At 54.3% G+C, this 24,948-nt stretch carries 15 protein-coding genes and 1 tRNA gene; 10 read left to right on the top strand and 6 right to left on the bottom strand.

From position 1 onward, the window contains the following. Window positions 1-183 precede the first annotated feature (183 nt). A tRNA-Met gene (locus tag H7687_RS14825) sits at window positions 184-260 on the top strand. A gap of 89 nt (window positions 261-349) precedes the next feature. On the opposite strand, the gene H7687_RS14820 is transcribed toward H7687_RS14825, so the two are convergent. After that, complete coding sequence (locus tag H7687_RS14820; RefSeq protein WP_183348748.1) at window positions 350-1,477, bottom strand: Fic family protein; 1,128 nt, start codon at window positions 1,475-1,477, stop codon at window positions 350-352. A gap of 969 nt (window positions 1,478-2,446) precedes the next feature. Between H7687_RS14820 and H7687_RS14815 the strand changes: the two genes are divergently transcribed. The 6 genes from H7687_RS14815 to H7687_RS14790 all read left to right on the top strand — a co-directional run bounded on the left by H7687_RS14815 (window position 2,447) and on the right by H7687_RS14790 (window position 9,179). Next, complete coding sequence (locus tag H7687_RS14815; protein WP_183348747.1) at window positions 2,447-3,100, top strand: DCL family protein; 654 nt, start codon at window positions 2,447-2,449, stop codon at window positions 3,098-3,100. Between the two features lie 47 nt (window positions 3,101-3,147). Then, window positions 3,148-4,017 carry a HamA C-terminal domain-containing protein gene (locus H7687_RS14810; protein WP_183348745.1) on the top strand — a complete coding sequence of 290 codons (870 nt, stop codon included), beginning with the start codon at window positions 3,148-3,150 and terminating at the stop codon, window positions 4,015-4,017. Then, window positions 4,017-6,179: a DEAD/DEAH box helicase gene (locus tag H7687_RS14805; RefSeq protein ID WP_198424642.1), complete on the top strand. Its 2,163-nt coding sequence runs from the start codon at window positions 4,017-4,019 to the stop codon at window positions 6,177-6,179. Before H7687_RS14810 ends, H7687_RS14805 begins: the two co-directional genes overlap by 1 nt. A gap of 52 nt (window positions 6,180-6,231) precedes the next feature. Continuing rightward, window positions 6,232-7,539 (top strand): AAA family ATPase, encoded by a 1,308-nt coding sequence (locus H7687_RS14800; RefSeq protein ID WP_183348741.1) that lies wholly within the window; start codon window positions 6,232-6,234, stop codon window positions 7,537-7,539. After that, window positions 7,536-8,168, top strand: coding sequence for an HNH endonuclease (locus tag H7687_RS14795; RefSeq protein ID WP_183348739.1), 633 nt, complete (start codon window positions 7,536-7,538; stop codon window positions 8,166-8,168). The genes H7687_RS14800 and H7687_RS14795 overlap by 4 nt, the downstream gene beginning before the upstream one ends. A 597-nt stretch (window positions 8,169-8,765) precedes the next feature. Next, entirely contained in the window at window positions 8,766-9,179 is a 414-nt protein-coding gene (locus tag H7687_RS14790) for a response regulator (protein WP_183348731.1), read from the top strand. 659 nt (window positions 9,180-9,838) lie between these two features. Here the strand turns inward: H7687_RS14790 and H7687_RS14785 are convergent. The 5 genes from H7687_RS14785 to H7687_RS14765 all read right to left on the bottom strand — a co-directional run bounded on the left by H7687_RS14785 (window position 9,839) and on the right by H7687_RS14765 (window position 18,283). Beyond that, entirely contained in the window at window positions 9,839-10,507 is a 669-nt protein-coding gene (locus tag H7687_RS14785; RefSeq protein ID WP_183348729.1) for a hypothetical protein, read from the bottom strand. A gap of 229 nt (window positions 10,508-10,736) precedes the next feature. Further along, window positions 10,737-11,366, bottom strand: a complete 630-nt coding sequence (locus H7687_RS14780; protein ID WP_183348727.1) for a DUF6448 family protein — start codon at window positions 11,364-11,366, stop codon at window positions 10,737-10,739. Window positions 11,367-11,644: 278 nt separating this feature from the next. After that, a complete protein-coding gene (locus H7687_RS14775) occupies window positions 11,645-12,193 on the bottom strand; it encodes a PEP-CTERM sorting domain-containing protein (protein ID WP_246404911.1) in 549 nt (182 codons plus the stop codon). A gap of 509 nt (window positions 12,194-12,702) precedes the next feature. Next, the gene (locus H7687_RS14770) at window positions 12,703-16,281 is read right to left on the bottom strand and encodes an eIF2A-related protein (RefSeq protein ID WP_183348725.1); all 3,579 of its coding nucleotides are present in this window, start codon (window positions 16,279-16,281) and stop codon (window positions 12,703-12,705) included. Window positions 16,282-16,723: 442 nt separating this feature from the next. After that, window positions 16,724-18,283, bottom strand: a complete 1,560-nt coding sequence (locus H7687_RS14765) for a sigma 54-interacting transcriptional regulator (protein WP_183348723.1) — start codon at window positions 18,281-18,283, stop codon at window positions 16,724-16,726. Between the two features lie 230 nt (window positions 18,284-18,513). Between H7687_RS14765 and H7687_RS14760 the strand changes: the two genes are divergently transcribed. The 3 genes from H7687_RS14760 to H7687_RS14750 are packed head-to-tail and all read left to right on the top strand — an operon-like array spanning window position 18,514 to window position 24,861. After that, a complete protein-coding gene (locus H7687_RS14760; RefSeq protein WP_183348721.1) occupies window positions 18,514-19,143 on the top strand; it encodes an NAD(P)H-dependent oxidoreductase in 630 nt (209 codons plus the stop codon). A gap of 42 nt (window positions 19,144-19,185) precedes the next feature. Next, window positions 19,186-20,412 (top strand): efflux RND transporter periplasmic adaptor subunit, encoded by a 1,227-nt coding sequence (locus H7687_RS14755; RefSeq protein ID WP_183348719.1) that lies wholly within the window; start codon window positions 19,186-19,188, stop codon window positions 20,410-20,412. 24 nt (window positions 20,413-20,436) lie between these two features. Continuing rightward, window positions 20,437-24,861 (top strand): efflux RND transporter permease subunit, encoded by a 4,425-nt coding sequence (locus tag H7687_RS14750; RefSeq protein WP_183348717.1) that lies wholly within the window; start codon window positions 20,437-20,439, stop codon window positions 24,859-24,861. The last annotated feature ends 87 nt before the right edge of the window (window positions 24,862-24,948 follow it).

Below are 24,948 nucleotides of genomic sequence, written 5' to 3'. Positions count from 1 at the left end.
CATTCGCCCCGGCCGCAGGCCAGCAAAGATTAAGCAAACAGGGATGAAGGGGATACACTGGATATAGATTAACAGGTTTAGCAGTTATCCCTTTCATCCCCTTTATCCCTGTTAAATGCTTTTGGGAAATGTTTACATTGACTTGGAGTGGCCGCTGTAGTATAAAGGTCGAGTTGCACATGACGCGGGGTGGAGCAGTCTGGTAGCTCGTCGGGCTCATAACCCGAAGGTCATAGGTTCAAATCCTATCCCCGCAACCAATATACGAGAGGCGCCCGGTTTAGAACCTGGCGCCTTTTTCATTTTCAGGGGACTGGCTCCGACAGGTGCCAGTCCCCTTTTTTGCATTTCATTCAGCAGTTTCGAAATGGGCATCATCAGCAAGAATATAGCTCGTGCTTCGTCCGCCACCTGGTTCCTTTGCGAGGATGCCTCGCAGGAGGAGATCTCCGATATCCCGTAGAGCGGTGTCTTGTGAACAATGGCACAGCTTCGCCCACTTTGACGAATTGAGCTTGCCTTCGAAACCGTTAAGGAGACGGTTGAGAATGAGCCGCTGACGGTCATTGAGTGGGTAAGGCCCGTACTTCTCCCAGAAATGAGCCTTTTTTAGCACTAGTGTCAAAGTCGCCTCGGCGCCATCGAACGCGCGATTAAGGCAACTCAGGAACCATTCCAGCCACTTGGTGATATTGAGGTCGCCTTTTTGCGTTGTTTCCAAAAGTTTGTAGTAGGCATTCCGCTCCTGCCGGATTTGCGACGACATGCTGTAAAACCGTTGAGGGCTTTGCTCCGACCGCGCGAGCATCTGGTCGGCAATGGCACGGGCAATCCGGCCGTTCCCGTCCTCGAACGGATGAAGAGTGACGAACCACAGATGGGCCACGCCGGCTTTAAGGACGAGGTCGATGCCGCTGTCGTCGTTGTACCATTCGAGGAATGTCCGCATTTCCGCGTTAAGCCTCGAAGCGGCAGGCGCTTCGTAATGAACCTTTTCGCGGCCGAAGGGACCGGAAACGACCTGCATGGGACCTGAAGCATCGGTGCGCCACGCGCCGACGGTGATGCGCGACATGCCGCTTCGGCCGGTTGGAAACAGGGCGGCGTGCCAAGCAAAGAGCCTTTCTTCGATGAGAGTGGACGTGTAATGTTGCGTCGCATCGAGCATCATTTCGACGACCCCCTCGACGTGGCGGTCGGCCTGGGTCAGAGCACCTATCTCCATCCCTAATCTACGCGCAATAGAAGAACGCACCTGTTCCCGGTCCAGCATTTCGCCCTCGATCTCGCTGGACCTCAGGACATCCTCTGTCAGTGTTTCAAGAACGGCTTCCGCTCTCAGAGGAAAACCAAGCGCCTCCATGCGGCCGATCAGGCGCCCCTGCCGGTGGCGCACCATTGCAAGTTTTTCCACCAGTTGCGCGTCGCTCCAGCGAAACCTCGGCCAGTCATCCCGTTCATGGATATAGTTTGCCATGTAGTATTCTCCGCAGATTATGCGGTGAAAGTGCCACATAATCACCGCACGCGCAAGAGTATTCGCAACAATGAGTGAGCGTTCCCTCTAGAGTTTTGCCATTCCGCCTACCTCTGAGCTATCTTTTTCCTCACCACTGGACCACTGGCGATTTGTCTCATGTCGAGAGCTGACCTTTTTTCCCTTTTTTCCTCCGTATGCAGGGGGACTGGCTCCGACAGGTGCCAGTCCCCTTTTGCATTTCCACCCACTACATGACCCGCCCAAGATCCCAAGTTCCGGCAAGCGTTCCACAGCAGCATTCAAGTCCCCTTTTGCTTTTCAAACTTATGCTGAGGGGAGGCCGGGACGTAGCTACCTTATGTGCAGTCCGGTGGGCAGCCCTGACATAGAACTTTCTCGCAACCGACCACTGACATTTGTCTCATGTCAAGGGCTGACCCCTCTTTCCTCAATCAAGCGTTGGATGGCAAGGTGTTTTGGTTGAAGTGACCGTCAATCATCAGATGAGCAACATGCTTTAGGAAGAATCAGTAGTTGCAGTGGGCTGAAGGGTAGTATTGTGCCTGTGTGTTGTCAGTTATGAAATTGCGGTCCCGATTCGATCTGGAACCCCACCAAAAACGGCGGCGGAGTGAAGGGAAACTGGAAACTCCGCCGCCACATTTATTGCAATTGAACTACCAACGTCGGAACGAATTTCGAGCCACCTCCTAAGGTCAGAGAAGCGTGATAAATGTGTGCTAACTATTTGTGCGATTGGAACAATAAACACGGCGCTAATATACTTTTGCTTTTGACCTTTTAAAAATTTTAAAGTAAACTTGGCTCCATTTAATTCTAATGAGATAATAAAGTAGGGCCTCTTAAATGTAGAACCCTTAATCTGAAAACTAATTAATTTCCAGGTCGGTGACACTGACCATCAACTGCTAGAGGCCGATTCCGGTACAATTGGAGCGCAATCCTATGGCACAAGGGATAGATCTACCGAGCATATCTTTCAAATCTAAGAGTGAGGCAACCAGTTATTTTAAAGATATGCTCAATCGCTACCGTGATGGAGAAACATTGACCCCTGAAGACGATGCAATATTATATGAGTTGCTTCAACGACATCCCGAAGCAGACCAGAAAATAGGCTGTGGCGTCAGGTCATTTTATCGAGAAAGGTCGCCTAATCACCCAACAAGCTGCTTTCATTTGGAGCGACACGACGGTTCCACAACAGATTTTTCATACATTTCATGTATTCGTGGATTTACCAGCAGCCTCGCCCAACAATTTTATGAGGCATGCCGTTACTCAGTATCTGAGAAACTAACACGGCAAAAAGCAACATTATTCAAAGATGCTGGTGGTACGATGATATGCTCCAAAACAGGTTTACGGATTACGATTGAGGAAGCAAATTACTGTCACACTGAACCTAAGTTCAGAGATATTGTGTTAGGGTTTATATTGGAAAATCGAGTTGTCCTTCACCCTTCTATTGTTACTAGTGGCTCAGATATGCAGTATGTTGTAAAGTTTGCTGACAGAAATATTGAAAATTTGTTTATGCTTTACCACGAAAAAAAGGCGAATCTGGCGATGTTTAAAAAGTATCATACCGGACATTAATATTTTGAAGATTCAAAGAACTTCTCTCGTTTCAATATAAGGTTATTATGAATCATCCTGATTATTTCCTCAGCTTAGTTTTGCACGATCATAGCGGCAAAGGCGATGACTCAGCACTTTGTGCAGGGTTTGAGCGTGGAAAATGGAGAAATAATCAACTTGCCGACCATGTAATGGAGTGGCTACCAGAGTTTGCCTTGAGTCATTCAGAATTGAAAGAAATAGGGCATCATAATGCTGTACGTCTTACAAAGAAAGCTGCTAGAATCATTTATCAGACTGATAAATATGGATCGAGAGGGGAGTTTGGAGAACTACTTCTTCATATAGCGATCAGGCAAATCTACAAAACTATACCTGCAATTAGCAAAATTTATTATAAAAGTTCTGTAAATAAAACGGTTGAAGGGTTCGATGCGGTCCATGTGGTAAAGAAAGATCAGCATTTGGAACTTTGGATCGGGGAAACAAAATTTTATAATGACATTACTAGGGCGATAGATGATGTTTGTGATGAAATAATAACTCATCTAGAAACAGATTACCTTAAAAACGAATTTATATTAATAAGGAATAAAATTGACCCTGCTTGGCCTGAAGCTAACTCATTGAATGACTTACTTGATGGAAATCATTCTCTTGACGAAGTTTTTAAAAAGGCGTGCATTCCTGTTTTGTTGACTTATGATAGTGATGTAGTCAGAAATACCTCTAAATCTGATGACGAATATTTAGATAATATCCGCAAAGAGATGTCTGCCGCTTTTAAAAAAATGCGAATGAAACTTGAAAAAAAATACGAAGCGCAGTTTAAGGAAAAGTTGCCCTTAACAGTACATGTGATCTTTATCCCGCTGCACGAGAAGGTTGCTCTGGTTACGGCTCTCCATTCAAAGCTTAAGGCGCTGCAGGCATGATGAATACTCAGGAAATAAGACAGCTACTCGGTTCAAAAAAATGGGTGCAAAACCCTTTTGGAGTTCTGGCAGCCATTTCAAGCGTATCTTCCATTGATCCCTCAGTGGGACGTGAGTTCGTAATCCGCGCATTGGAAATGAGGGACCAGCTTAAACAGGAGTATCAAAACATACTTGATGAGTTATCCATGCAGGTTGGCTTGTTTCCCTATGTTGGAGGTTCTGGCTTAACCAACCTCTCATTGCGGAGCGCAATTTTGCATGCAGTCCATCGTGCTGATGGTGTGATGGAGGATATTGTACTCCACAGTGCACAAGGACGAATCCTGCGAAAACTTCTGTCCGGCGAATCGGTCATTTTGAGCGCGCCTACCTCATTTGGTAAAAGTCTTCTTATCGATATCGTAATTTCCTCCAAAGATTTTGAAAACATAGTTGTGATTGTTCCTACCCTCGCTCTGGTGGAAGAAACTAGACGAAGAATGTCGAGATTTGTTGACAAATATGCAATTATAACAACAAGCAATCAGCGGTTAGGCGACCGCAATATTTTCGTTTGCACTCAAGAGCGGTTTTTTTCGCTAGAACATGAAATACCAAAAGTAGATTTTTTTGTTATAGACGAGTTTTACAAACTTTCAATTGCAAATGATGGTGGACGTGCTACTCAGTTGAACCAAGTGTTATTGAAACTTTTAAAGACCGGTGCACAATTTTATATGCTCGGGCCATCAATTAAGTCGATTCCAGACATCGCAAGAGAACGGCTTCGGTGTAGTTTTCTTATAGAGGATTTCCAAACAGTTGCTATTGAACTGCATCTGATTTCTAAAAAACCTAATAAACCAGAAGCATTGGCTCGTTTATTGGACTCTTTAGATGGACAGACAATGATTTATTGCCAGTCGCCTGCCAGTACGAGAAACGTATTGAAAGAGTACCTTGAACTTCGCCACGTTGAGCAATCAAAAGACCTGGAAATAATAGAAGCAGCAAAATGGACAGCTGATCATTACCATGACCAATGGCTCGTATCGGTAGCACTCAAACATGGAATTGGGATACATCACGGAAGGCTTCCTCGATCTCTTGGTAGATTCATGGTTAGAGCGTTTGAAGAAGGGAAACTTAAACTTCTTCTTTGTACTTCTACTCTAATAGAAGGGGTCAATACTGCAGCCAAAAATGTCATAGTTTACGATAGTAAACTTGACAAGAAACCTCTCGAATTTTTCACCTTTAACAACATCAGGGGACGTTCTGGAAGAATGTTTAGGCATTTTATTGGGCATGTGTATGTGTTTGAAACACCGCCCCAAGAAACATTACCTTTTGTTGACATGCCAGCAATCAATCCAACGGATAAGACGCCTAGCAGTTTGTTAATACAGCTTCCGTCCGAACAAATACCTCAATCAATTAGGGGACGTGTAGACAAGCTACTACACCAGGATGTGTTGCCAATTGATTTGTTGAAACATATTTCGAATATTGAACCTGAATATTTACTCGATACCGCAAAATATCTTTTTGGCCTCGACATTCGTGAACTGAATAAATGCTGCTGGTCGTCGAGGCCCCAATGGGAGGACATACTATTTTCCTCCGAAATTATTTGGGACAAGTTGGGAGGGGCATCGTCAGCTCGCCAAAGTGCAATGCGTTCCTCAAAGATGATGACGTATTGGATCTGGGAATTGTACAAAACCCGAAGCGTTGCTAATTTTAAAAAAAATATGATTAAAAACCAAATTGACAAAGGTAAATCACCAGATGACGCTGTTGAAGATGTTTTAGCTTTTCTTAGGGGATGGGCTTCGTACAATTACCCCAAATATTTAAATGCTCTTAGTGAGATAGCTAATTACGTACTTTCTCGAAGAGGAGTTAGTGGCTGTAATTACACTTCTTTTGCTGCGTCTATTGAACACCTTTTCCAGCCCACTTCTTTTTCCTCACTAGAGGAGTATGGTTTACCAACCGAAATATCAGAAAAATTGTTGTCAAAGAGAATTTTTGGAAAAGATGATAACCTAGAGTCAGTGGTTAATGCACTTCGAAACCGAGAACTGTCACAGTTTGCAGATACAACTTTTGAAAGAAGAGTTATTGAGGACTTCCAGCAAGGTATCGGGCGAAATGCCTCGCGTAAAGCTCGATGAGATACTGTGGTGTTAAATGATGTGCATTATATTTTTATTTAAGAGGTTATAAATGTCGTCGCATTTGCATGTCATCAACTACAAAAACAGAAAATACCAATTGATTAATAGTGTGGTCGGTGAGCACGATAACGTGTTTACCATTCTCATAGGCAAAAATGCAACAGGTAAAAGCTCACTTCTTGGATACATAATCAAAACTGCCAGAAAAGCTTTAAAGGAAGAAAGATCCACCGGACTGTTTAATACTAACAATCTATATAATTTTGAATTTTTAAACAAAATTATCGCAATCACTGCAACCCCCTTTGATAGATTCCCAAATTCTTCTAGGGGGGATAGAGGGCCTAAAGGCGTCTATAAATACTTAGGGTATAGAGAAACATCTAGGCAGATGTCTAGTGCATCACAAATTTCAAAGATTTTAAATTCGTTGGTTCTCTCCACACAAAAAAGTCGGGAAAACCTCGCCAAGTTGGCTGAAACGTTCCATATGTTAGGCTTCTATCCTTCCCTTACTGCTAGGTTTCGTATTAGTAGAAATCCATACATCTTACGGAAGCCAAATAACGACATTGAATCCTTCATTGATTATTTGGTAAAATTTAAACGTATGAGTACTGATAGGGCTGAATTTTTAGGGGAGTCCTATAGTAGATTGACTGAATATTATAGAGAAAGCATTTTTGATATTTCTCTTGACTTTACAGGGAGAGGTATTAGTTATGGAAGTATGGAATTGTACGAAGATATATGCACATTGATGGACGCTGGCTTTATAGCGTATTCTGATTTACGTCTAACAAGAATTAATGGTGATGTTGAAATTTCAATAAAAAACACAAGTTCTGGTGAAAGATGTATTCTGACAAACCTTCTAGGGATAGCCAGTGAAATTGAAGATAACAGTTTGATATGCATCGACGAGCCTGAAATTAGTCTGCATCCAGAATGGCAAGAAAAGTATATGGAAAGTTTGGCTTCAACATTTAGTCATTATCGAGGATGTCAATTTATTATAGCTACTCATTCTCCTCAAATTATTTCTAGGTTGACCAAGGATCATTGTTTTATACTTGCCATGGACGATCTGAAAACCTACTCATCTGTGCAATATTGTAATAGATCTTCTGATTTTCAGTTAGCCAAAATTTTTAAAGCTCCCGGTCACCAAAATGAATATCTGATGACCGAAGCTTTAGAGTTATTGAGTATTATCACTTCGGAAAGTCAACTCACTGATGATTTTAAGAGTCGTGCTGTAGAATTAAAATCGCTTTCCAAGCCTATTGATTCTGCCGATCCTGTCAGCAAATTGGTTTCAACCCTCACGAAAGCTATGGAGGTGTTGAATATATGATTCCAGCACCTATTGTCTATTCAAAAGAAAGTCTTGATATTTTAGATGCTTGTAAGGGGACTCCGTTAGCCCCTCAAGATTGGAGTGATGCTAAATTCACCGATATTAAAACTGAAATAAAGGAGTACTACAAGGTAATTCAAAATTATACATGTCCATATTGTCAACAAAAAATACAAATTGATCACAATATGGCGTGGGATATTGAACATATCATACCTAGGATCATGAAGCCAAAGTTTATGTTCGAACCACAAAATTTATGTATTGCATGCAAAGATTGTAACGGTCCTAAAAGTGGTAAAAATGTACTTAAAAATTCAAACAGGAAAACCTTTCCAAACAAGCCTAAAGATTACATCATAGTGCATCCGCATTTTCATTCCTACAATGACCATATTGAAATACTAGTTCCTGGTCTTGTTTACAGGCCAATTAGTGATGAAGGAAAAAATACTGCAATTGCATGTGATTTGTATAGATTTTATAAATTTACTAACAGAAAGCCAGTCAATAATTTGTCGTCGACCTTGGCGAAGAAGGTTGCGTTTGCCGACACTGTCGAAGAACAAGAACAAGCTGAAATACAGTTTTTTGAACTATTGAAATTGAAACATGCTCAAAAATGATTTGGCAGGATAAGTGCCATTGGCTCCTAACTTGTACCCTAATTTCTTGCAAGCATGGTCAACATGTGTTATATGCTGTGTGGGTGGAGGCCGTTAACTCATAGGAATAACTGCAAGTCATTGATTCTCTTTAGTGGGTTGTCAGGGGGAGGTTTCTCTCATAACCCGAAGGTCATAGGTTCAAATCCTATCCCCGCAACCAATATACAAGAGGCGCCCGGTTTAGAACCTGGCGCCTTTTTCATTTTCAGGGGACTGGCTCCGACAGGTGCCAGTCCCCTTTTGCATTCCCACCCACTACATGCCCCGTCCACTTACCGATTCCAAATTCCCGGAAGCGGTCCCGAGCAATTAGAGGTAACGTTGTCGCGTGTCAAGCGCTGCCCCCCAGCCCCCACCTGTAATAGCGGCATTCCTGCCGCGATGCATCGACTTAGTAGATCACTTGCTTCTCGTCTTCTGAATTCCTTGGTAATGTGACTGATTTCTCTTCAGCGCGGCGACGAAATTGTCGATACGACCCCATAGGGACCTCGGCTTGCCTCTCTGTCGTGGCCTGCCTCGACTTGGTCCGTACAAGATGCGAAGAGGGGAAAAATGAAGACATGTTTGATAGTCGACGACGAGGAGTTCTCCGCAGAGATGCTGGCTACGATGCTCAGGAAGAGCTTCGACTGCACGATTGTTACCAGTGGGAAAGAGGCATGGAGCATTATCGAGCCTAAGTGGCTGAAAGGGGAGTCCTTCGACTTGATCTGCTGCGATCTTACCATGCCTGAATTAAGCGGGCACGGCTTGATCAGGAAGATCCGCTCCCTTGAAACCTCCAGGGCAGAGTCCTGCGCCTCGCCGAGCAAGATCTTCGTTGTAAGTGCAGGGACCTTCCCTTGGGGGATGGGGGAGACGCTTCTGGACGGGGTGGCGGACGGCTACATCTCCAAGCCCTGCCATCGTGACAAACTGCTCGAGATGATGGTTCAACACGGCGTCCTTGAGCCGGGCGAGATCTGAGGTTTAGAGAAGGGGTCGCTTTGGAAAAGAGCGACCTCTTTTTATATAACTCCCGCGTTCGTCCGATGTGAAACCGATTTGCGGAAAACGAGTGCCGTTTTTCTAAAATCGGAAAAGCCTTTCGGGAAAACGGATCCGGTTCGCTCTGATCTAGAGCCAGTTCGGTTTAATGCGGAATCAGTTTTTGGGAAACGGGTGCCGTTTTTCTAAAAATGGGAGGGGTTTTCGGGAAAACGGATTCGGGTCGCTCTAATCTGGAACCAGTCGGTCTAATGCGGAACCAGTTTTTTCGGAAATGGGTGCCGTTTTTCTACAGACGGAAGGGGAATTTCGGGAAACGGGTCCAATCGACTCTAATCCGGAACCATTTCGGTCTAATGCCGAACCAGTTTTCAGGAAACGGGTTCCGTTTTTCTAAAAATGGAAAGGGTTTGGTGGAAACGGCTCCGGTTTCCTCCAATTTGGAACCAGTTCGTCTCAATCTGGAACCAGGTCGTCCTAATGCGGAACCATATAGGGCCAATGTAGAACTGGTTTTCGGGAAACGGGAGCCGGTTTTTTTTGTAGGGGATAAAATAACAGCGAAGTCACCGGAGCACATAAAAACGCGGCTGCATCTTCATGCAGCCGCGTTTCTGTTCCTCTCGCAAGGGCGATGTTCACAAAACGATGATAGTGGCGACCTGCGACCATGGGCCGGTCTTTCCTTCGACGTGAAGCCTTGCCCTGAAGGACACTCGGCTTGCCGGCTCAAGACCGTTGTACTCTATCCGGGCTTTCTGGTGGATACCCTGACCACCCCAGGACGACTCGTTGGCTGGATCGTACGACATCTGCAGTTCGCAGGGGGCGTTCTTTGGCCGGCTTAGCACGACGGTGATGGCGCCCGATACGGGGCCTGAAGCCGATTGTGTATGCTTCAAGGTGATCCCCGGTATTTCCGCCAGTAGATTCACCGAGGGCTTGCTGGTTTGTTGTTTTTGCTTCAGTTCGAAACCGGTGTCGTGCAGGATGGCCGGATCGTTCCGGTGCAGCGAGAGCATGGTGAGATGCTGGACGTTCATGGCAAGGGCAAGCTTGCCCGCTTCCCATACTTCCTGCTTTTTCGCCTTGGCGTCGCGGCTCCCCGTGGCGGCTGCGTCACGCCACTGTCCAAGCTCCGCGGCGAGTGCCCTCAGTTGATCCCCCATGGAGAAGTACTCCGGCGCCCCCTCCTTGACGGCCGGATGCGCATCGACTTTGGCTGCATGGGTGAGCATGAGGGCGATGAAGTCGTTAATGCTCAAATCCTGGAAGTGTGCGACTAAGAGTTCCGGAATGACTGGCACCGTGGCACCTCCTTTTCAGGCGTGGTAGATGATACGGAAAAACATTAGCTCAGGTTAATGGATTTGTCCAGTGGGGCGGTCCAACTTTTCCTGATCATGTTCCGGTAATGGAGGAGGAATACGCAAGGCACCCCATGATACAGGGTGCCTTGCGTATGTTCTCTAATCGGGGGGGCGGCAGTGAGTGGGAAAGGAAAGGGGCTCCGATGGAGCCGCTTCGAGTCCGTTTTCAGTGCTTCTTGCCGTCGTGCCCGGAGGGGGCGTGGCGGGCATGCTCATCGTGTTCCGCGTGGGCGGTGCCTGTGGCGGCAAGATGCATCTTCTCCACGAAGTGGGTGTAATCGACATAGGCCTCGACGAACTCCCGGCCCTGCGCGACGCTTTCGTCCTTATGCCGGTACGCCGCCTTCACGCGCTCGAAGCGTTTCCGGATACCTGCGGTGATATCCTCGGTAATCAGCCGCACCAGGTTGTCTGCCGATCCACTCACCAGTGCCTTGTCGGCCTCGGCTACGGCGGGTTCTACCGCGCCGGCCGGTTTCAAACCGGTGAAAGGCGCGCCTTCACCGGCACGATGGATCTTCACCAGCGTGGCAAAGAACTGTTTATGTGCGGCTTCGGCCTTGTTCCCCTTCGCCGCAACCGCCTTGTTGAATGCCGCAATAACGGTCTTTTCATCCTTCTCCTTCACCCATTTGAGTACCGGGGTGACACTCTTTGATTCGAGCGCTTTGCGCGCGTCCTGAATCACTGGGCCGTCGAGGGTGTCACAATGCGCGGACGCAAACTGCGGTGTCGCCAGCGAAACGGCGACCACTGCGGCAATTGCTGCTACTGCAACTTTCACATATCTCATCATCGAAATATCTCCTTGTGTCAGTTTGCCAGGCACGGCTGTGTCTGAGCGTTAATGGGAGCGATTGATGGTAAGGTGATTACCGTGGAGGTATAAACTCGCTTGGTGTATCCGTCAAGCCCACATGCGCTGAAATGCCAACAAGTTCTTGCGCTGCCGTTTTGGGATCGTATCTGAGTCGCCCGGCTTTCCGTAAGGAGCACCGCTATTATCAGTTTCATGTAAAAGGGGCTTTACACTCTGTGTAAAGCCCCTTGATCCCGCAGAGATCAAATGGGAGGTCATGCCTCGTTTCTACGACGCTTACCGTAGATCGCGATCCCGGCGAGCCCAAGGCCCAAAAGAAGCATGGTGCCCGGCTCGGGGACCGGGGCGGCCTGGTTGTTATAGTTGAGGCAGAACACGGACTTGTCCAGATAGAGGAAATCAAGGCAGCCCCTTTCGTCGTAGAAGAGTGAGATGTCGAGGGGGTGGCCCTGCCCCCATGGTGCGGTGATGCTCGAGGCGACGTCGAACTTGGTGGATTCCATTGGATTCCAGAACCAGACCCAGCCTGTGTCGTTTTTGAGCGTCCCCACGAAGTTGCTTTCGACCTGCACGTAGTCGTTGCCACCGTTCACGAAGTTCGAATAGATCGTCAGCTTGGCACTGTTGACGGTGTCGTACGGCATCGTGAAGTCCCCCGGCATCTCCTGCTGCCAGGAGATCTTGCCGGTGCCGAACAGGATCCGGTCCAGGTCGGTGGTGCTCGTGTAGACGGTTGCCCCGGCGATCCCGGTCGCGCCGAGCATCAGCGTGGCGGTAAGAATTCCTGCCCAAATCGCTCTCATTCTCGTGCCCTCCCTCTCCCTTGTATTTTGAAACTGTCAACTGCAAGGCAACTAGCGTGCCGATTTAGGTAAATCAGCCGGTTACGGTGGGAGGCGCGTGTCGTGGCGGTCCTAAGAGAAGGGATTGGTAGGATGCACGGGGGAAACGTGTAAAAAACTTCGACATATGTAAAGACGTGCACCAGGGGTGGCTCCTTCCGGGCGTCATTTCCCTCAACTCTTGGGGAAGCTTGGACTCTGGTTAACAGCAAAGTCACTGGAGCACATAAAAACGCGGCTGCATCTTCATGCAGCCGCGTTTCTGTTTCTTCTCGCAAGGGCGATGTTCACAAAACGATGATGGTTGGAGGCTGATATTTTTTGTCCAAGGGGGTGTGCAACTTTTTCGTAGAAGAGGGGGCAGCCTTTGACGGGACAGATGAAAGGCTTGGGCCGGAGCTAACCGTCTGATATAGGGACTTGCAGATTCTGCAAGTCCCTTTTTGTTTTTTTCCTTTACACCGGCACCTTTAAGGTTCCAGGGCAAGCTCAACCTGGCGCCTGTTTTTGGCGAAATCGAACAGGGCCGGCTGTTGTGCCGGCCGCGGGTCGCCGGCGCCTGTCTTATTGATGCGGACTACGCCACGGTTGCCTCCCCGGGCTGAGACCCGCACCTTCCCCGCTTTGACCTCCTCGGCAAGACCGGGAACCCGGTTCACGCCATAACGTAGCCATTCGTCCAGCATGATCTTGCCGTCCTTGGGAGCCTGGTCGGCTTCAAATCCCTCCAGACCGTTTATGACCAGGGCGAAGCTGAGCAGTCCTTGTTTGATCGCGTCGTTCTCCAGGGCGTACTCGTCGGCCTGACTCGCCGCAAGGATACGCATCCCCTTGTCGAAGGAGAGCTGCCCAAGGCCTCTGCTCCCCATGGGGCCGGGCTTGAAGTCCTTTCCCTGCACGCTCGCCGCGGACTGGCAGGCATCCACGATCATGGTCATGTCGCCGGCATCCACATCCCGCAGCCACTGCGAGAGTTCTTCGCTGGAGATGCTGCGCTTGAGCAGGTCGACATCCACCTTCTTCTCCTGGCCTTTGCCGGTGTCCGGGGTGAGGAGGTAAAAGTCACCGCTGCCATCGGCATAGCCATGGCCGGAGAAGCTGAGCACTACAAGATCGTCCGGCGTGGCGGGCCGCAGTTGTTCGGCACCGGGAAGCATTTCGAGCAGCGGCGAGGCGGGCTTTCCTGCCAGCCTGTCGAGGACGGCGTGCAGCAGCGCTTTGTCGGCGTGGTGTTCGTCCTGGTCCGAAATCAGGGTAAGCGGGACGATGTGCTCATAAGCGGCCGTCTTGCGCAAAGTCTCGCTCAGTACCTGGCGCATGAGTCGCGCGTCGTTGGCGGCAAAACGCAGGTTCCAGGCCGGGTTGTCAAAGGTGTTGACGCCCATGCTGATGAGATAGGCATTCCCTCTGCGGGAAACGACAGTGGCGGGGACCCGGTAACGGCTGCGCACCGTGCCGCTCTTAACCCGGTCTTCGTTGAAAGCATAGGCCGATAAGGTGATCTCCTTCCCGCTCATGGCGCTGGGCAGGCGCACGCTGAAGGTCCCGCGGTAAGGCTTGTCGCCGTATCGGGATATCCGGCCGTCAGCAGCGCCTACCAGTTGGCCGTCACGGAACAGGCGCAGGTCGTGGGCCGCCGCGGCAACCGGAACCTTGTTGCCGTCGCGGAGGTAGTCCCTGCTGGCGCCGACTGCTTCAACTTCGACGAGCGCACGTTCGGGGTCGTTGCGGTCCGGGGTGACGCTGACAATCCTGACGGCAGGCTGGACACGGTTCAGGTTGGCAAAGGCACGCACGGGGCTGAACTTCTCGCCATTCAGGATGCGCGTCAAGAGCCTTGGCTCGTAGTAATCCTTCATAAAGGTTTCCAGCGGCAATGCCGTCAAGGGATCGTCCTGCATCACCCAATGCACCCCCTTCAGCTCTTCCAGATTGCCAGTATCGAAACGCCCTTCGGGATCAGTCACTACCCAGGAGCCATCGGCGAAACTGGCCAGGGTAGCGAGCAGACTGCCAGATGCGACGTCCCAGATCTTGAGGGTCCTGTCCTCGCTACCGGACAGCACGAACTTGCCGTTGGGCGAGAAGGCGACAGTGGACACCACGTCCCCGTGGCCGATGAAAGTGCCGATCTTGCGGCGCGTGGCGAGATCCCAGACGGTGATGGTCCTGTCCGTGCTACCTGACACGACGATCCTGCCGTCCGGGGAGAACGCGATACTGTTCACGCCCGCAGTGGAGCCCCAGTGGCTGACAAAAGCAGTCGGCTGGGACACTGAACCGGCAGGCAATTCCTGGCCGGTGGCGACATCCCAGAACCTGAGCTTGTTGCCCGAGTCTCCGGATACCAGGGTTTTCCCATCGGTTGAGAAAGCGACGCAGTTTACGGTGGAGCTGTGCCCGGTGAGGATGCGCAGTTCCTTGCCAGAGGCAACGTCCCACAGTTCTATCGTTTTGTCATTGCTGCCCGATGCCAGCGTGAGTCCGTCCGGTGAAAACGCCACCGAGACGAAGTCGTCGCCATACTGCCCGTGCCCGGTCAAGGTACGCAATTCGTCGCCGGTAGCGGCATCCCACAGCTTGATATGACTGCCATTGGTCGCCGCGTTGGCATAACTTCTTCCTGTGGAGGCCAGGACACGACCATCAGGGGACAACGCTGCGCCTCTTAGAGAAGATGAATTATGACCTGAAATCTCGATGTTGCGTAGTTCCATGCCAGTGGCTATGTCCCAGGACTTGATCCTGTCATCGCTGCCGGCTGACACAACGGCGCTGCTGTCGGGGTAAAAGCTGACGCTCGTCACCGTGTTCACATGTCCGGTGAAGGAGCGCAGCTGTTGCCCCGTGGCCAAGTCCCAGAGCTTGAGCCCTGTCCCCCCTGACCGTTCGCTGCCGACCACGATGGACTTGCCGTCCCTTGAGTAGGCGGCACTTTTGACGCCCCCCCCATATCCGGCGAAGGTACGGATTTCCTGTCCGGAGTCGGCACCCCACAGTTTGATCTGCCCCTGATAACAACCCGACAGCACCGACTTGCCGTCAGGTGAGAATGCGGCGTTCATCACTTCACAATCGCGCAGCACGGCGAGGGTGCGCAGTTCCCGGCCCGTAGCTGCCTCCCATAGCTTGAGAGGCGCAATCTTTTCCTGGCTTTGTGCATTGGCCGACACAAGGGTCATTCCATCTGGCGAGAAGGCAACTTGTTTTACCTCCTCCTCAAGCAGTATGCTGCGTAGCTCCCGTCCGGTTGAGGCATCCCAAAATTTGAGCCGCTTGTCCTGGCTGCCTGAAACGATGACCTTCCCGTCGGGCGAAAAGGCGACACTCGTTACCCAGTCTTCGTGACCGGTGAATATCCGTAGCTGCTGGCCTGTGGCCACGTCCCAGAGTTTGAGGGTGTTATCCCAGCTCCCCGACACGACGGTCTTGCCGTCCGGAGAAAATGCGACGCAACTGACGGGATTGACATGGCCGGCGAACGTTTGCACTTCCCTGCCGCTGGGAACATCCCAGAGCTTGAGGGTGTTGTCCCGGCTTCCGGACAAAACCGTCCTGCCATCAGGAGAGAAGGCGACACTCGTCACAAAAAGTTCGTGCCCTGACAAGGTGCGCAGCTCCCTGCCGGTCGCCACGTCCCAGAGCTTGACGGTTTTGTCGACACTGCCGGACACCAGTGTCTTGCCGTCCGGAGAGAAGGCAACGCTCTTCACCGCCTCCTTATGCCCGACAAGGGTGCGCAATTCCCTGCCACTCGCCACTTCCCAAAGTTTGACGGACATGTCGTCGCTGCCCGATGCCATCGTGCGACCGTCTGGCGAAAAAGCCACCGCGGCGACGTATTTCGAGTGGCCCGACTGCACCACCAGCCTCGGCGTCGGTTTCTCGACAAGGACCGGTTCGGCCGTTTCTGCCGCTCCCCACGCAACCTGCCCGAAGCAGGAAAAATATGACAGCAGCACTAGTACCATCCACCCGGCAGCACGGGTCAGCCGATGGATCGACCTCGGCGCGTTGAGCGTGTGACTCAGAGGCGAACTGATAGTCATGCGTATATCTCCTGGGTGATGCCCGTCTTGGTTTGTACGTGGCGTGCCATTTAGCGGCATGTCCTGCCCGCCAGGGCGACGCCATGCCGCCGCGACATTCTCAGGGGTACTGAAGTAAAAGACAAGTAATTTCGATGGGCAGGGCCATGCAAGGTGGAAGGTGAATTGTCACGCTACCTCCTGATTCTAGGCCACCTTCTGACTGCACAGTGGGCATCACAACCGCGGTCAATTGTAACTGTCTCTGTAACATTATTGATCAGGAACCCCATCACTACATCTTAATGATATGAAAGTGCTACCACAAGAAAAGAAGGTACCGTCACTTGTAAAAGAGGGTTGCAGCAAAGGTTTTCCTGTTTGTTGTGACGAGTAAACGAGGGGCTTGCAGAATCTGCAAGCCCCTCTTGCTATACGGGCGGACGGAAGGGGGAGATCCGTTCTATTTACCGGTACTCCTTCCTCGCTCGCGGCGGCGGTAGCTGATGCCCAGCTTGTCGAGCCGCCAGCGCAGGGTGTTCGGGTTCATCCCGAGCAGCTCGGCGGCGCCGCCGGGACCGTGGATCTTCCCGTTGGCGGCTTTCATGGCTTCGATGATGTGGGCGGACATCGCCTGGTCCAGTGTCGAAGGAGGGGAGGGCGCTGCGTTGCCGGCGGCAACTGTCTTTGCCTCTCCTGTCTGGTTGGGGCCGATCAGGTCAAACGCCAGCGGCCCTCCCTGATGCCGGATCAACTCGCGTTCCACCAGGTTTTCCAGCTCGCGGACGTTGCCGGGCCAATCGTATTCCATGAGCCGCAGCAGCGCCCCGGGCGCCACCGAGGGGGGGATGGACATTCCGAACTCCCTGCTTTTCACAGCCAGGAAATGGCGGGTCAGGGCGGGAATATCCTCTTTGCGCTGTCGCACCGGCGGCACGATGATGGGAAACCCGCTCAGCCGGTACCACAGGTCCTCGCGGAAGGTCCCTTCCGTCATCATGCTCTGCAGGTTACGGTGCGTGGCAGCAATGACCCTGATGTTGACGGGGATGGCCCGCTTGCCGCCGACCCGCTCCACCTCGTGGTTTTGCAGCACCCGCAACAGACGCACCTGGGCCGACGGCGGCAGCTCGCCGATCTCGTCCAGGAAAATGGTTCCACCGTCGGCACGCTCGAATCTCCCCCTACTCTCGGCAAGGGCTCCCGTAAACGCTCCCCGCTCGTGACCGAACAGTTCGCTGTCGATGAGGCTGTCGGGGAGCGCGCCGCAGTTCACTTTTATGAACGGCCCTTGCTTGCGCGGCGATGAAAAGTGGATGGCATTGGCTATCAGTTCCTTGCCGGTCCCGGTTTCGCCGAGGAGCAGCACCGTGTTGTTGAGCGGCGCCACCTGGCGCACCATCTCCATCACGTTGCGCAGCCCGGTGTTCGCTCCGATGATATCTTCCGCGGCGCTGCCGTACAGTTCACGGTTCAGGAAGCGCTTGTCGTCCAGCAGTACCGCCTGGAAGCGCAGCACTTCCTCGTGGGCGAGGGCGTTGGCCAGCGCTATTGCGAACGGCTTGGCGATCCCACCTATCAGCTCGACCTGCTCCGCCGTGTATCTCCCTTCCCCCCCCGCGCGCAGGACCAACCCGCCCAGTAGTTCCCCCCTGATCCTCAAGGGGACCATAAGGTCGGTAATACCTTTGTAATTCATTACCGGGGCCAAGGCTCGGAAGATCTCGTCATGTTCGGGGTCCACGATGAACGGTGCCGAGAAATTGCGAGCCGCGACCTTTTCCAGCAGCCCTTCAGGAAGCGGCAGGATCTCTTCCGGTACGGTTACATGGCAACTGTTCTCGAAGGCGTTGGCTATGCGCCTTACCGCTCCCAGCCGCTCGTCGAGGATGAACAGGGTGAGCAGGTCCACCGGGACCTGGTGTCTCAGGTAGTCGAATGCGCTGCTCATAGACTCATTGATATCGAGGCTGCTGCAGATTCTTAGGGTTATCTCTTTGATGAACTCGTCGCTGCTGCTCATTGTTGTCTTTCCTCTTTCTGCTTCTTCGCCGCATCCCGTCGCTTGCATGGATCTCGAACTACCAAATGCTGTAATCCTGCCTTTTTTCACAACATACCGCAATAGTTATTACGGCATCTTGTGAACACGACTCGAACCTGATTTGTAACATTTTGAAATCACTGGGTACCTGGGACTGGCATGGTCGTCGCTATGAGAGTGAGAAGAACTCCAACGGAAAGGATTACCTCATGGCCACCATTCTCTATGTCACCGCTAACGTAAAAGCCGAGGCCGCATCGCGCAGCCTTCTGCTCGGCTCCGAGTTCCTGGAGGAATACCTGCGCCTGAACCCGCGGGATGAAGTCCAGGTGCTCGATGTGTACCGCGACAGCATCCAGCGCGTCGACCAGGACGTCCTCAACGCCTGGACGCGTGTCGAGCGCGGTGAGGACCACGCGCTGCTCTCGGACGAAGAGCGGCACAAGATCAACCGTATCTGGCGCATGGCGGACCAGTTTCTCAGGTGTGACAAGTATGTCTTCGTCACCCACAGCCTTAACCTGTGGCTGCCGGCCGAGTTCAAGATGTACGTGGATGCGACCTGCGTACTCGACCGTACCTACCGGCTCACACCTAACGGCAGCGAAGGGATGCTGCGCGGCCTCCCCAGGAAATCCCTGCACTTGCACGCCGCTACGGCGTACAGCCTGGCCGGGGAGCGCGACCAGAGCGTTGCCTACCTACGCTCGGTCCTTAACGTGCTCGGTGTGGCGCATCAGGAAACGGTCCTGCTCAAGGGAGACGACCCGGAAACCGGCTCCTGGGAGGAATACGAAACCGTCCGGAGCAAACTGCTGGGACTGGCCCGCACTTTCTGACCGTCAACGATGACGAATATAACAAGGAAAAGGAGCATCACGATGAAAGTTAGATTTGAGACCGCTGTGAAGGTCGTTTGCCTGACGGCAGTGGGAATTTCGCTGGCGGCATGCAGTGGTGAGCAACACAGCAAGGAAGCCAAAGGGGATGCCGTGCCGGTGGTGGTGGGGCGGGTCCAGAAGGTCCAGGAGCGCGAGACCATCTCGGTGAGCGGGACGGTCGCCACCCCTAATGCACCGGCGAGCCTCTCCTTCCTGGTTTCCGGGAAGGTGGTCTTCGTGGGGCCGCGGGAGGGGGAGTTCGTCAAGAAGGGGCAGGTCCTGGCCAGGATCGATCCCACCGATTTCAACCTCTCCCTCAAAGGCGCCGCCGCCCAACTGGCCAGCACGGAGGCTGCACTGGAAAAGGCGACGAATTCGGTGCGGCCGGAGCATCTGGAGCAGGCGCGCATCGCGTATGAGCGGGCCGAGGACGAGTACCGGCGCATGAAGATGCTCTACGACTCCAAGAGCCTCGCGCCTAACGACTTCCAGAAGTACAAGGCGGCCTACGAGCACGCCGGACAGGAGTACGACCAGGCCAAGGCCGGCGGCCAGAAGGAGGACAAGGCCCTGGCGAGGGCAGGGTACAGCCAGGCGGCGGCCCGCCTCGACGTCGCCAAAAAGGCGCTCGGCGATGCGACCCTGTACGCACCGATGGACGGGTACATTGCCAAGCGTGCCGTGGAACCGGGCGACACCGCCGCGGCCGGGCGTCCCGTCTTCGAGATGGTGCGCATGGACCCGGTCGAGGTGAGCGTGGGCGTGCCGGAGACCGACGTGCACCTGGTCAGCATCGGCCAGAAGGCCGACATCACCGTACCGGCCCTGCCGGGCAAGTCCTTCCAGGGGACGGTGCGTGTCATCAACGTCTCCGCGGACTCCAATACCCGCACCTACATGACCAGGATCAGCGTCCCCAACCCGGAGCATGCCCTCAGGGTGGGGATGGTGTCGGAGGCAACGATACGCGGCGACCGGACCGTGTCCATGGTGACGCTCCCCGGAGACGCGGTGGTGCGCGACCCGCAGGGTGCGACGCAGGTGTATGTCTACTACCCGGACCAGAAGCGCGTCTACACCAAGCGCGTGGAGATCGGTGCGGCGGTCAACAAGGACATCGAGATAAAGAGCGGGCTGGACGGCAACGAGCTCATCGTCCTGGCCGGACAGGCGAAGCTGAGAAACGGCGCGGTCGTGTCGGCAACGGAACAGGCAAGCCGGAAGTAGGCCGGCAGGAAAGGAACAGACAGTATGACACCGATAAAGTTTTCCCTTCGCTATCCCCCGGTCACCCTCATCCTGACGGCCATGGTCGTATTCATAGGCATCCATGCCTTCCTGAAGATGCAGCGCACCGAGGACCCGACCATTACCATCAGGACCGGGCTCGTGGCCGCCATGTATCCCGGCGCGACCTCCGAGCAGGTGGAAAAACAGGTGACCAAGACCCTGGAAAAACACATCTTCAAGTTCCCCGAGGTCCGCAAGGAGAAGACCTATTCCACGAGCCGCCCCGGCGTTGCCATCATCAACGTGGAACTCGAGGACAGCGTGAAGAACTCGGACCAGTTCTGGGCCAAGCTGCGCCACGAGATGAACCTGGTGCGCACGACCGAACTCCCCGCCGGGGTGATGGGGCCGGTGGTCGATTCCGACTTCGGCGACACGGTGGCCATGCTGGTGGCGGTCCACGGCAAGAGGTACGGCTACCGCGAGCTCAGGGACTACGCCGACAAGATCCACGACGAGATGCGTACGGTCCGGGAAGTGGGCAAGCTGGTGACCTACGGCAACCAGTCCGAAGAGGTCCGGATCAGCGGGAGCCTGGAGCGGGTGGCCCAGTACTTCGCGGACCCGCGTCAGATCGTGAACGCGCTCAGGGAGCGCAACGTCATCCAGAGCGGGGGACATTTCGAGGCCGAGCGATCCAAGTCCCCCATGAGGACCACCGGGATCTTCAACACCGAGGAAGACATCCGCAACGTGCTGGTCGACGTCTCGAAGGACGGCCATCCTCTCTACATCAAGGACTTCGCGACCGTGGAGCGGCGCTACCAGGACCCGACCTTCATGGTGCGCTACGACGGCGACCCCTGTCTCTTGCTCTCGGTGGAGATGCAGAAAGGGAAGAACATCGTGGAACTGGGTGATCGGCTCGATACCGTGTTCCAGCGCCTCAAGGTGCTCCTCCCGCCCGATGTGAAACTGGACCTGGTCGCCAACCAGCCCGAGGTGGTCAAGGACCGCACCGAGAAGCTGAGCCACGAATTCCTGCTCGCCATCGTTTCCGTGGTCCTGGTGACCATCGTGCTGCTCCCCCTCAGGGTCGCCCTCATCGCCGCCCTCGCCATTCCGGTCACCCTGTGCGGCACCCTCGGTGTCATGAACGCCTTCGGCATCGCACTGCACCAGGTTTCCATCGCAGGCCTCATCATGGTGCTTGGTATCGTGGTGGACGACGCCATCGTCATCGCGGACAACTTCGTCGAGCTTTTGGATCACAAGGTCCCCAAAGCCGAGGCGGCGTGGCGCTGCGCCAGCGACGTCCTGGTGCCGGTACTCACCGCCACCATCACCATCATCGCCTCGTTTCTCCCTTTGCTGATCCTGACCGGGTCGGTGGGCGAGTTCATCATGGCGCTGCCGCTTACCGTGGCCATCGCCCTGGCCGTTTCCTTCATCGTGGCGGTGTTCCTGACCCCGCTTTTGTGCCGGTTCTTCATCAAGAAGGGGCTGCACGACCACGATGCGGCGCACGATCACAAAAAGGAAAAGAAGAGTCTGCTCGATCTGCTCCAGGACAAGTACGGCATTTGGATCGGCACCTTCATGAACCGGAAATGGCTTGCCTTCGCACTGGGCGGCTGCGCCTTCGTCTTCGGCGTAGCCCTCTTCGCGGTGGTGCCGCAGCAGTTCTTTCCGTCGGCGGAGCGCAACCAGTTCGTGGTCGACGTCTGGATGCCCCAGGGGACGCGCATCGAGGCGACCGACGCGGTGATGGGACGGATCGAGAAGGCCTTGGCCAAAAGCAAAGGTGTCGCCCACTACGCTACCTTCGTGGGGCAGAGCGCGCCGAGGTTTTACTACAACGTCAATCCGCAGCAGCCTGACGGGGCCTACGGACAGTTCATCGTCAACACCGCCTCGGTGGAGGACACCAGCCGGCTGGTGCAGGAGCTCCGTCCGGCCCTGGCCAAGGTGGCGCCGGAGGCGATGGTGATCGTCAAGGAGCTGCAGCAGGGATCCCAGATGGAGGCCCCCATCGAGGTGCGCATCGCAGGCGACGACATCGCCGAACTGAAGCGGCTCGGTGAGCAGGTGCAGGCGATCCTGGAGGGGATACCCAACACCCAGTACGTGTTCAGGGACTACTTCAACGACTCCTACCTGGTGGACGTGAAGGTGAACGACGAGCTGGCGAACCGTCTCGGGCTCACCGACGCAGGCGTGTCGCAGACGCTGGCCGGCGCGTTCGACGGCGCCGCCGTCAGCACCTTCTGGGAAGGAGACCGCGCCGTCGACATCAAACTCAGGCTCGACCCGGCCTCCCGTTCCTCCTTCTCGGACATCGGCAACACCTATCTCAATTCCGACCTGACCCGGGCCCGGGTGCCGCTGCGCGCGGTCGCCACGCTGGCGCCCGAGTGGCAAACCGGCAGGATCGTGCGTAGAAACGGCGTGCACACGCTGACCATCCGGGCCTTCCCGAAAACTGGCGTGTACGCCTCCGACATCCTGGAGCAGGCGATGCCGCGCATCAAGGCCCTGGAGCTGCCCACCGGATACCGGATCTACTACGGCGGCGAGAAGGACAACCAGGACGAGACCTTCCCGCAAATGCTGGTGGCGCTCGGCATCAGCCTGGTGGCGATCTTCCTGGTGCTTTTGGTGCAGTTCAGGAACGTCTCCGATCCGCTGGTGGTGATGGCCTCCATTCCGCTCACCCTGTTCGGGGCCATCCTCGGACTGGTGATCACCCACAACCCCTTCGGCTTCACCGCGTTCATGGGGCTCATCAGCCTGTGCGGCATCGTGGTCAGAAACGGGATCATCCTGGTCGACTACTGCAACGAGAGGGTGGCCGAGGGGGTAAGCCTGGAGCAGGCGGCGCGTGAGGCGGGGGCCAGGCGTCTGCGTCCCATCTTCCTCACCACCATGGCGGCGGCCGTCGGCGTCACCCCCATGATCCTGTCCCGGTCGAGCCTGTGGAGCCCGCTGGCGAGCGTCATCGCCTTCGGTCTCATCTTCTCCATGTTCTTCACGCTCCTGGTGGTCCCGGTGATCTACGTGGCGGTGAAGTCACGGGTAGCCCGGCGCGCCTCGGTGCAAGAGGGAGTCGTGGCCGCAGCGCTGGTGGGGCTGGTGCTGCTCGCGGGGGGGAGGGAGGCAAGCGCGGAGCCGGTGCGGCAGTCCCTGACGCTGTCACAGGCGGTCGAGCTCGCCCTCAAGCAGAACTCGGTCCTCAAAATGGGCCGGGACAAAGTCGCCGAGACCGACCACAGGATCACGTCGGTACGGTCCCAGTACTTCCCGCAGCTCACCAACAACACGAAGTTCATGAGCCTGTCCGACAAGCAGCAGATCTCCATCCCGGCGGGGAGTCTCGGCGGCGCGGGAGGCGAGCAGTTCCCCAACAGGGAGGTGAAGCTCAGCCAGAGCAAGTCCACCGTGTTGTACAGCGAGACCACCCTGGCGCAGCCGATCACGCAGCTGTTCAAGATCGGGGCGGCCAGCGACATCGCCAAGGCGGAGCGCGGCATCGCCAAGGCGGAACTGTCCAAGTCCGAAAACGAAACCGTCTTTGCCGTGCACGAGCTGTACTACGCGCTGCTCGTGGCCGACAAGGAGCGCACCGCCGCCCAGGCCTCGCTGGACGCGGCGCAGGAAAACCTGCGCGAGGCAGAGGAGGGGGTGAAGGCGGGCAACGTGCTGGAGGTGGCGCTGACCGCGGCACGGGCGGATCTGCTGCAGAACCGGCAGGCGCTCCTGGTCGCCGACAACCGTGCCGCCGATGTGACCTCGGAGTTGTGCGACCTCTTGGGGCTGCCCAGCGACACCACGGTCGAGGTCACCGAGGCCGGGCTTCCCGAGCTGACAAAACCGGTGAAGGAACAGGCCTACGAGGAGGCGCGCTCCGGCAACGGCGAAATGCTCGCCGCGCGCCAAACCCTGGAGAAATCGCGCCACGCGGTGCGTGCCGCCGGCTACGAGTACATCCCCGACCTGACCATCTACGCCAGGCACGGCTACCAGGACGGCGCCCCGTTCCTGGAAAGAAACGTAGGGATCGTCGGGGCGGAGCTCACCTGGAACATCTTCGACTGGGGCAAACGAAAGGCCGACATAGAGCAGCGTGCGGCCCAGCGGTCCCAGGCTGAAGAGAACCTGGCGCGGATCGACAAACGGATCGGCATCGACATCGACAAGGCGCTGCGCAAGCTGGAGCGCTCCCAACAGATGGTGGAGGTGGCGCGCGAGGCGCTCTCCCTGCGCCGGGAAAACGCGCGCCTGAGCGACAACCGCCTGAAGGCCGGCACCGTGACCGCGGCGAAGCATGCCGAAGCCGTCGCCGCACTGAAACGGGCGGAAATGGACGAGTTGCAGGCCTCGCTGGCCTGCCGGCTGGCACAGGCCGAACTGGACCGGATCAGGGGCGTCCTCGCTTCCAGCCGCTAGGTTCAAGCTCAGCCACTGCTTGAGTAAAGGCAAAAAAAACGGCGCCCATACGGGCGCCGAGTTCTTCTGCTATTCACAACTGTCGTT

Origin of the sequence: Geomonas paludis (assembly GCF_014193585.1) — a bacterium.
GTDB lineage: Bacteria > Desulfobacterota > Desulfuromonadia > Geobacterales > Geobacteraceae > Geomonas > Geomonas paludis.
Note: the sequence above shows the minus strand (reverse complement) of the source record. Positions and strands in the feature narration are given on the sequence as shown.

Coding starts and splice junctions, on each gene's coding strand:
- H7687_RS14815 (WP_183348747.1), top strand. CDS start 2,447: ATGGCACAAGGGATAGATCTACCGAGCATATCTTTCAAATCTAAGAGT.
- H7687_RS14805 (WP_198424642.1), top strand. CDS start 4,017: ATGAATACTCAGGAAATAAGACAGCTACTCGGTTCAAAAAAATGGGTG.
- H7687_RS14820 (WP_183348748.1), bottom strand. CDS start 1,477: ATGGCAAACTATATCCATGAACGGGATGACTGGCCGAGGTTTCGCTGG.
- H7687_RS14795 (WP_183348739.1), top strand. CDS start 7,536: ATGATTCCAGCACCTATTGTCTATTCAAAAGAAAGTCTTGATATTTTA.
- H7687_RS14775 (WP_246404911.1), bottom strand. CDS start 12,193: ATGAGAGCGATTTGGGCAGGAATTCTTACCGCCACGCTGATGCTCGGC.
- H7687_RS14755 (WP_183348719.1), top strand. CDS start 19,186: ATGAAAGTTAGATTTGAGACCGCTGTGAAGGTCGTTTGCCTGACGGCA.
- H7687_RS14800 (WP_183348741.1), top strand. CDS start 6,232: ATGTCGTCGCATTTGCATGTCATCAACTACAAAAACAGAAAATACCAA.
- H7687_RS14750 (WP_183348717.1), top strand. CDS start 20,437: ATGACACCGATAAAGTTTTCCCTTCGCTATCCCCCGGTCACCCTCATC.
- H7687_RS14770 (WP_183348725.1), bottom strand. CDS start 16,281: ATGACTATCAGTTCGCCTCTGAGTCACACGCTCAACGCGCCGAGGTCG.
- H7687_RS14790 (WP_183348731.1), top strand. CDS start 8,766: ATGAAGACATGTTTGATAGTCGACGACGAGGAGTTCTCCGCAGAGATG.
- H7687_RS14765 (WP_183348723.1), bottom strand. CDS start 18,283: ATGAGCAGCAGCGACGAGTTCATCAAAGAGATAACCCTAAGAATCTGC.
- H7687_RS14810 (WP_183348745.1), top strand. CDS start 3,148: ATGAATCATCCTGATTATTTCCTCAGCTTAGTTTTGCACGATCATAGC.
- H7687_RS14780 (WP_183348727.1), bottom strand. CDS start 11,366: ATGATGAGATATGTGAAAGTTGCAGTAGCAGCAATTGCCGCAGTGGTC.
- H7687_RS14760 (WP_183348721.1), top strand. CDS start 18,514: ATGGCCACCATTCTCTATGTCACCGCTAACGTAAAAGCCGAGGCCGCA.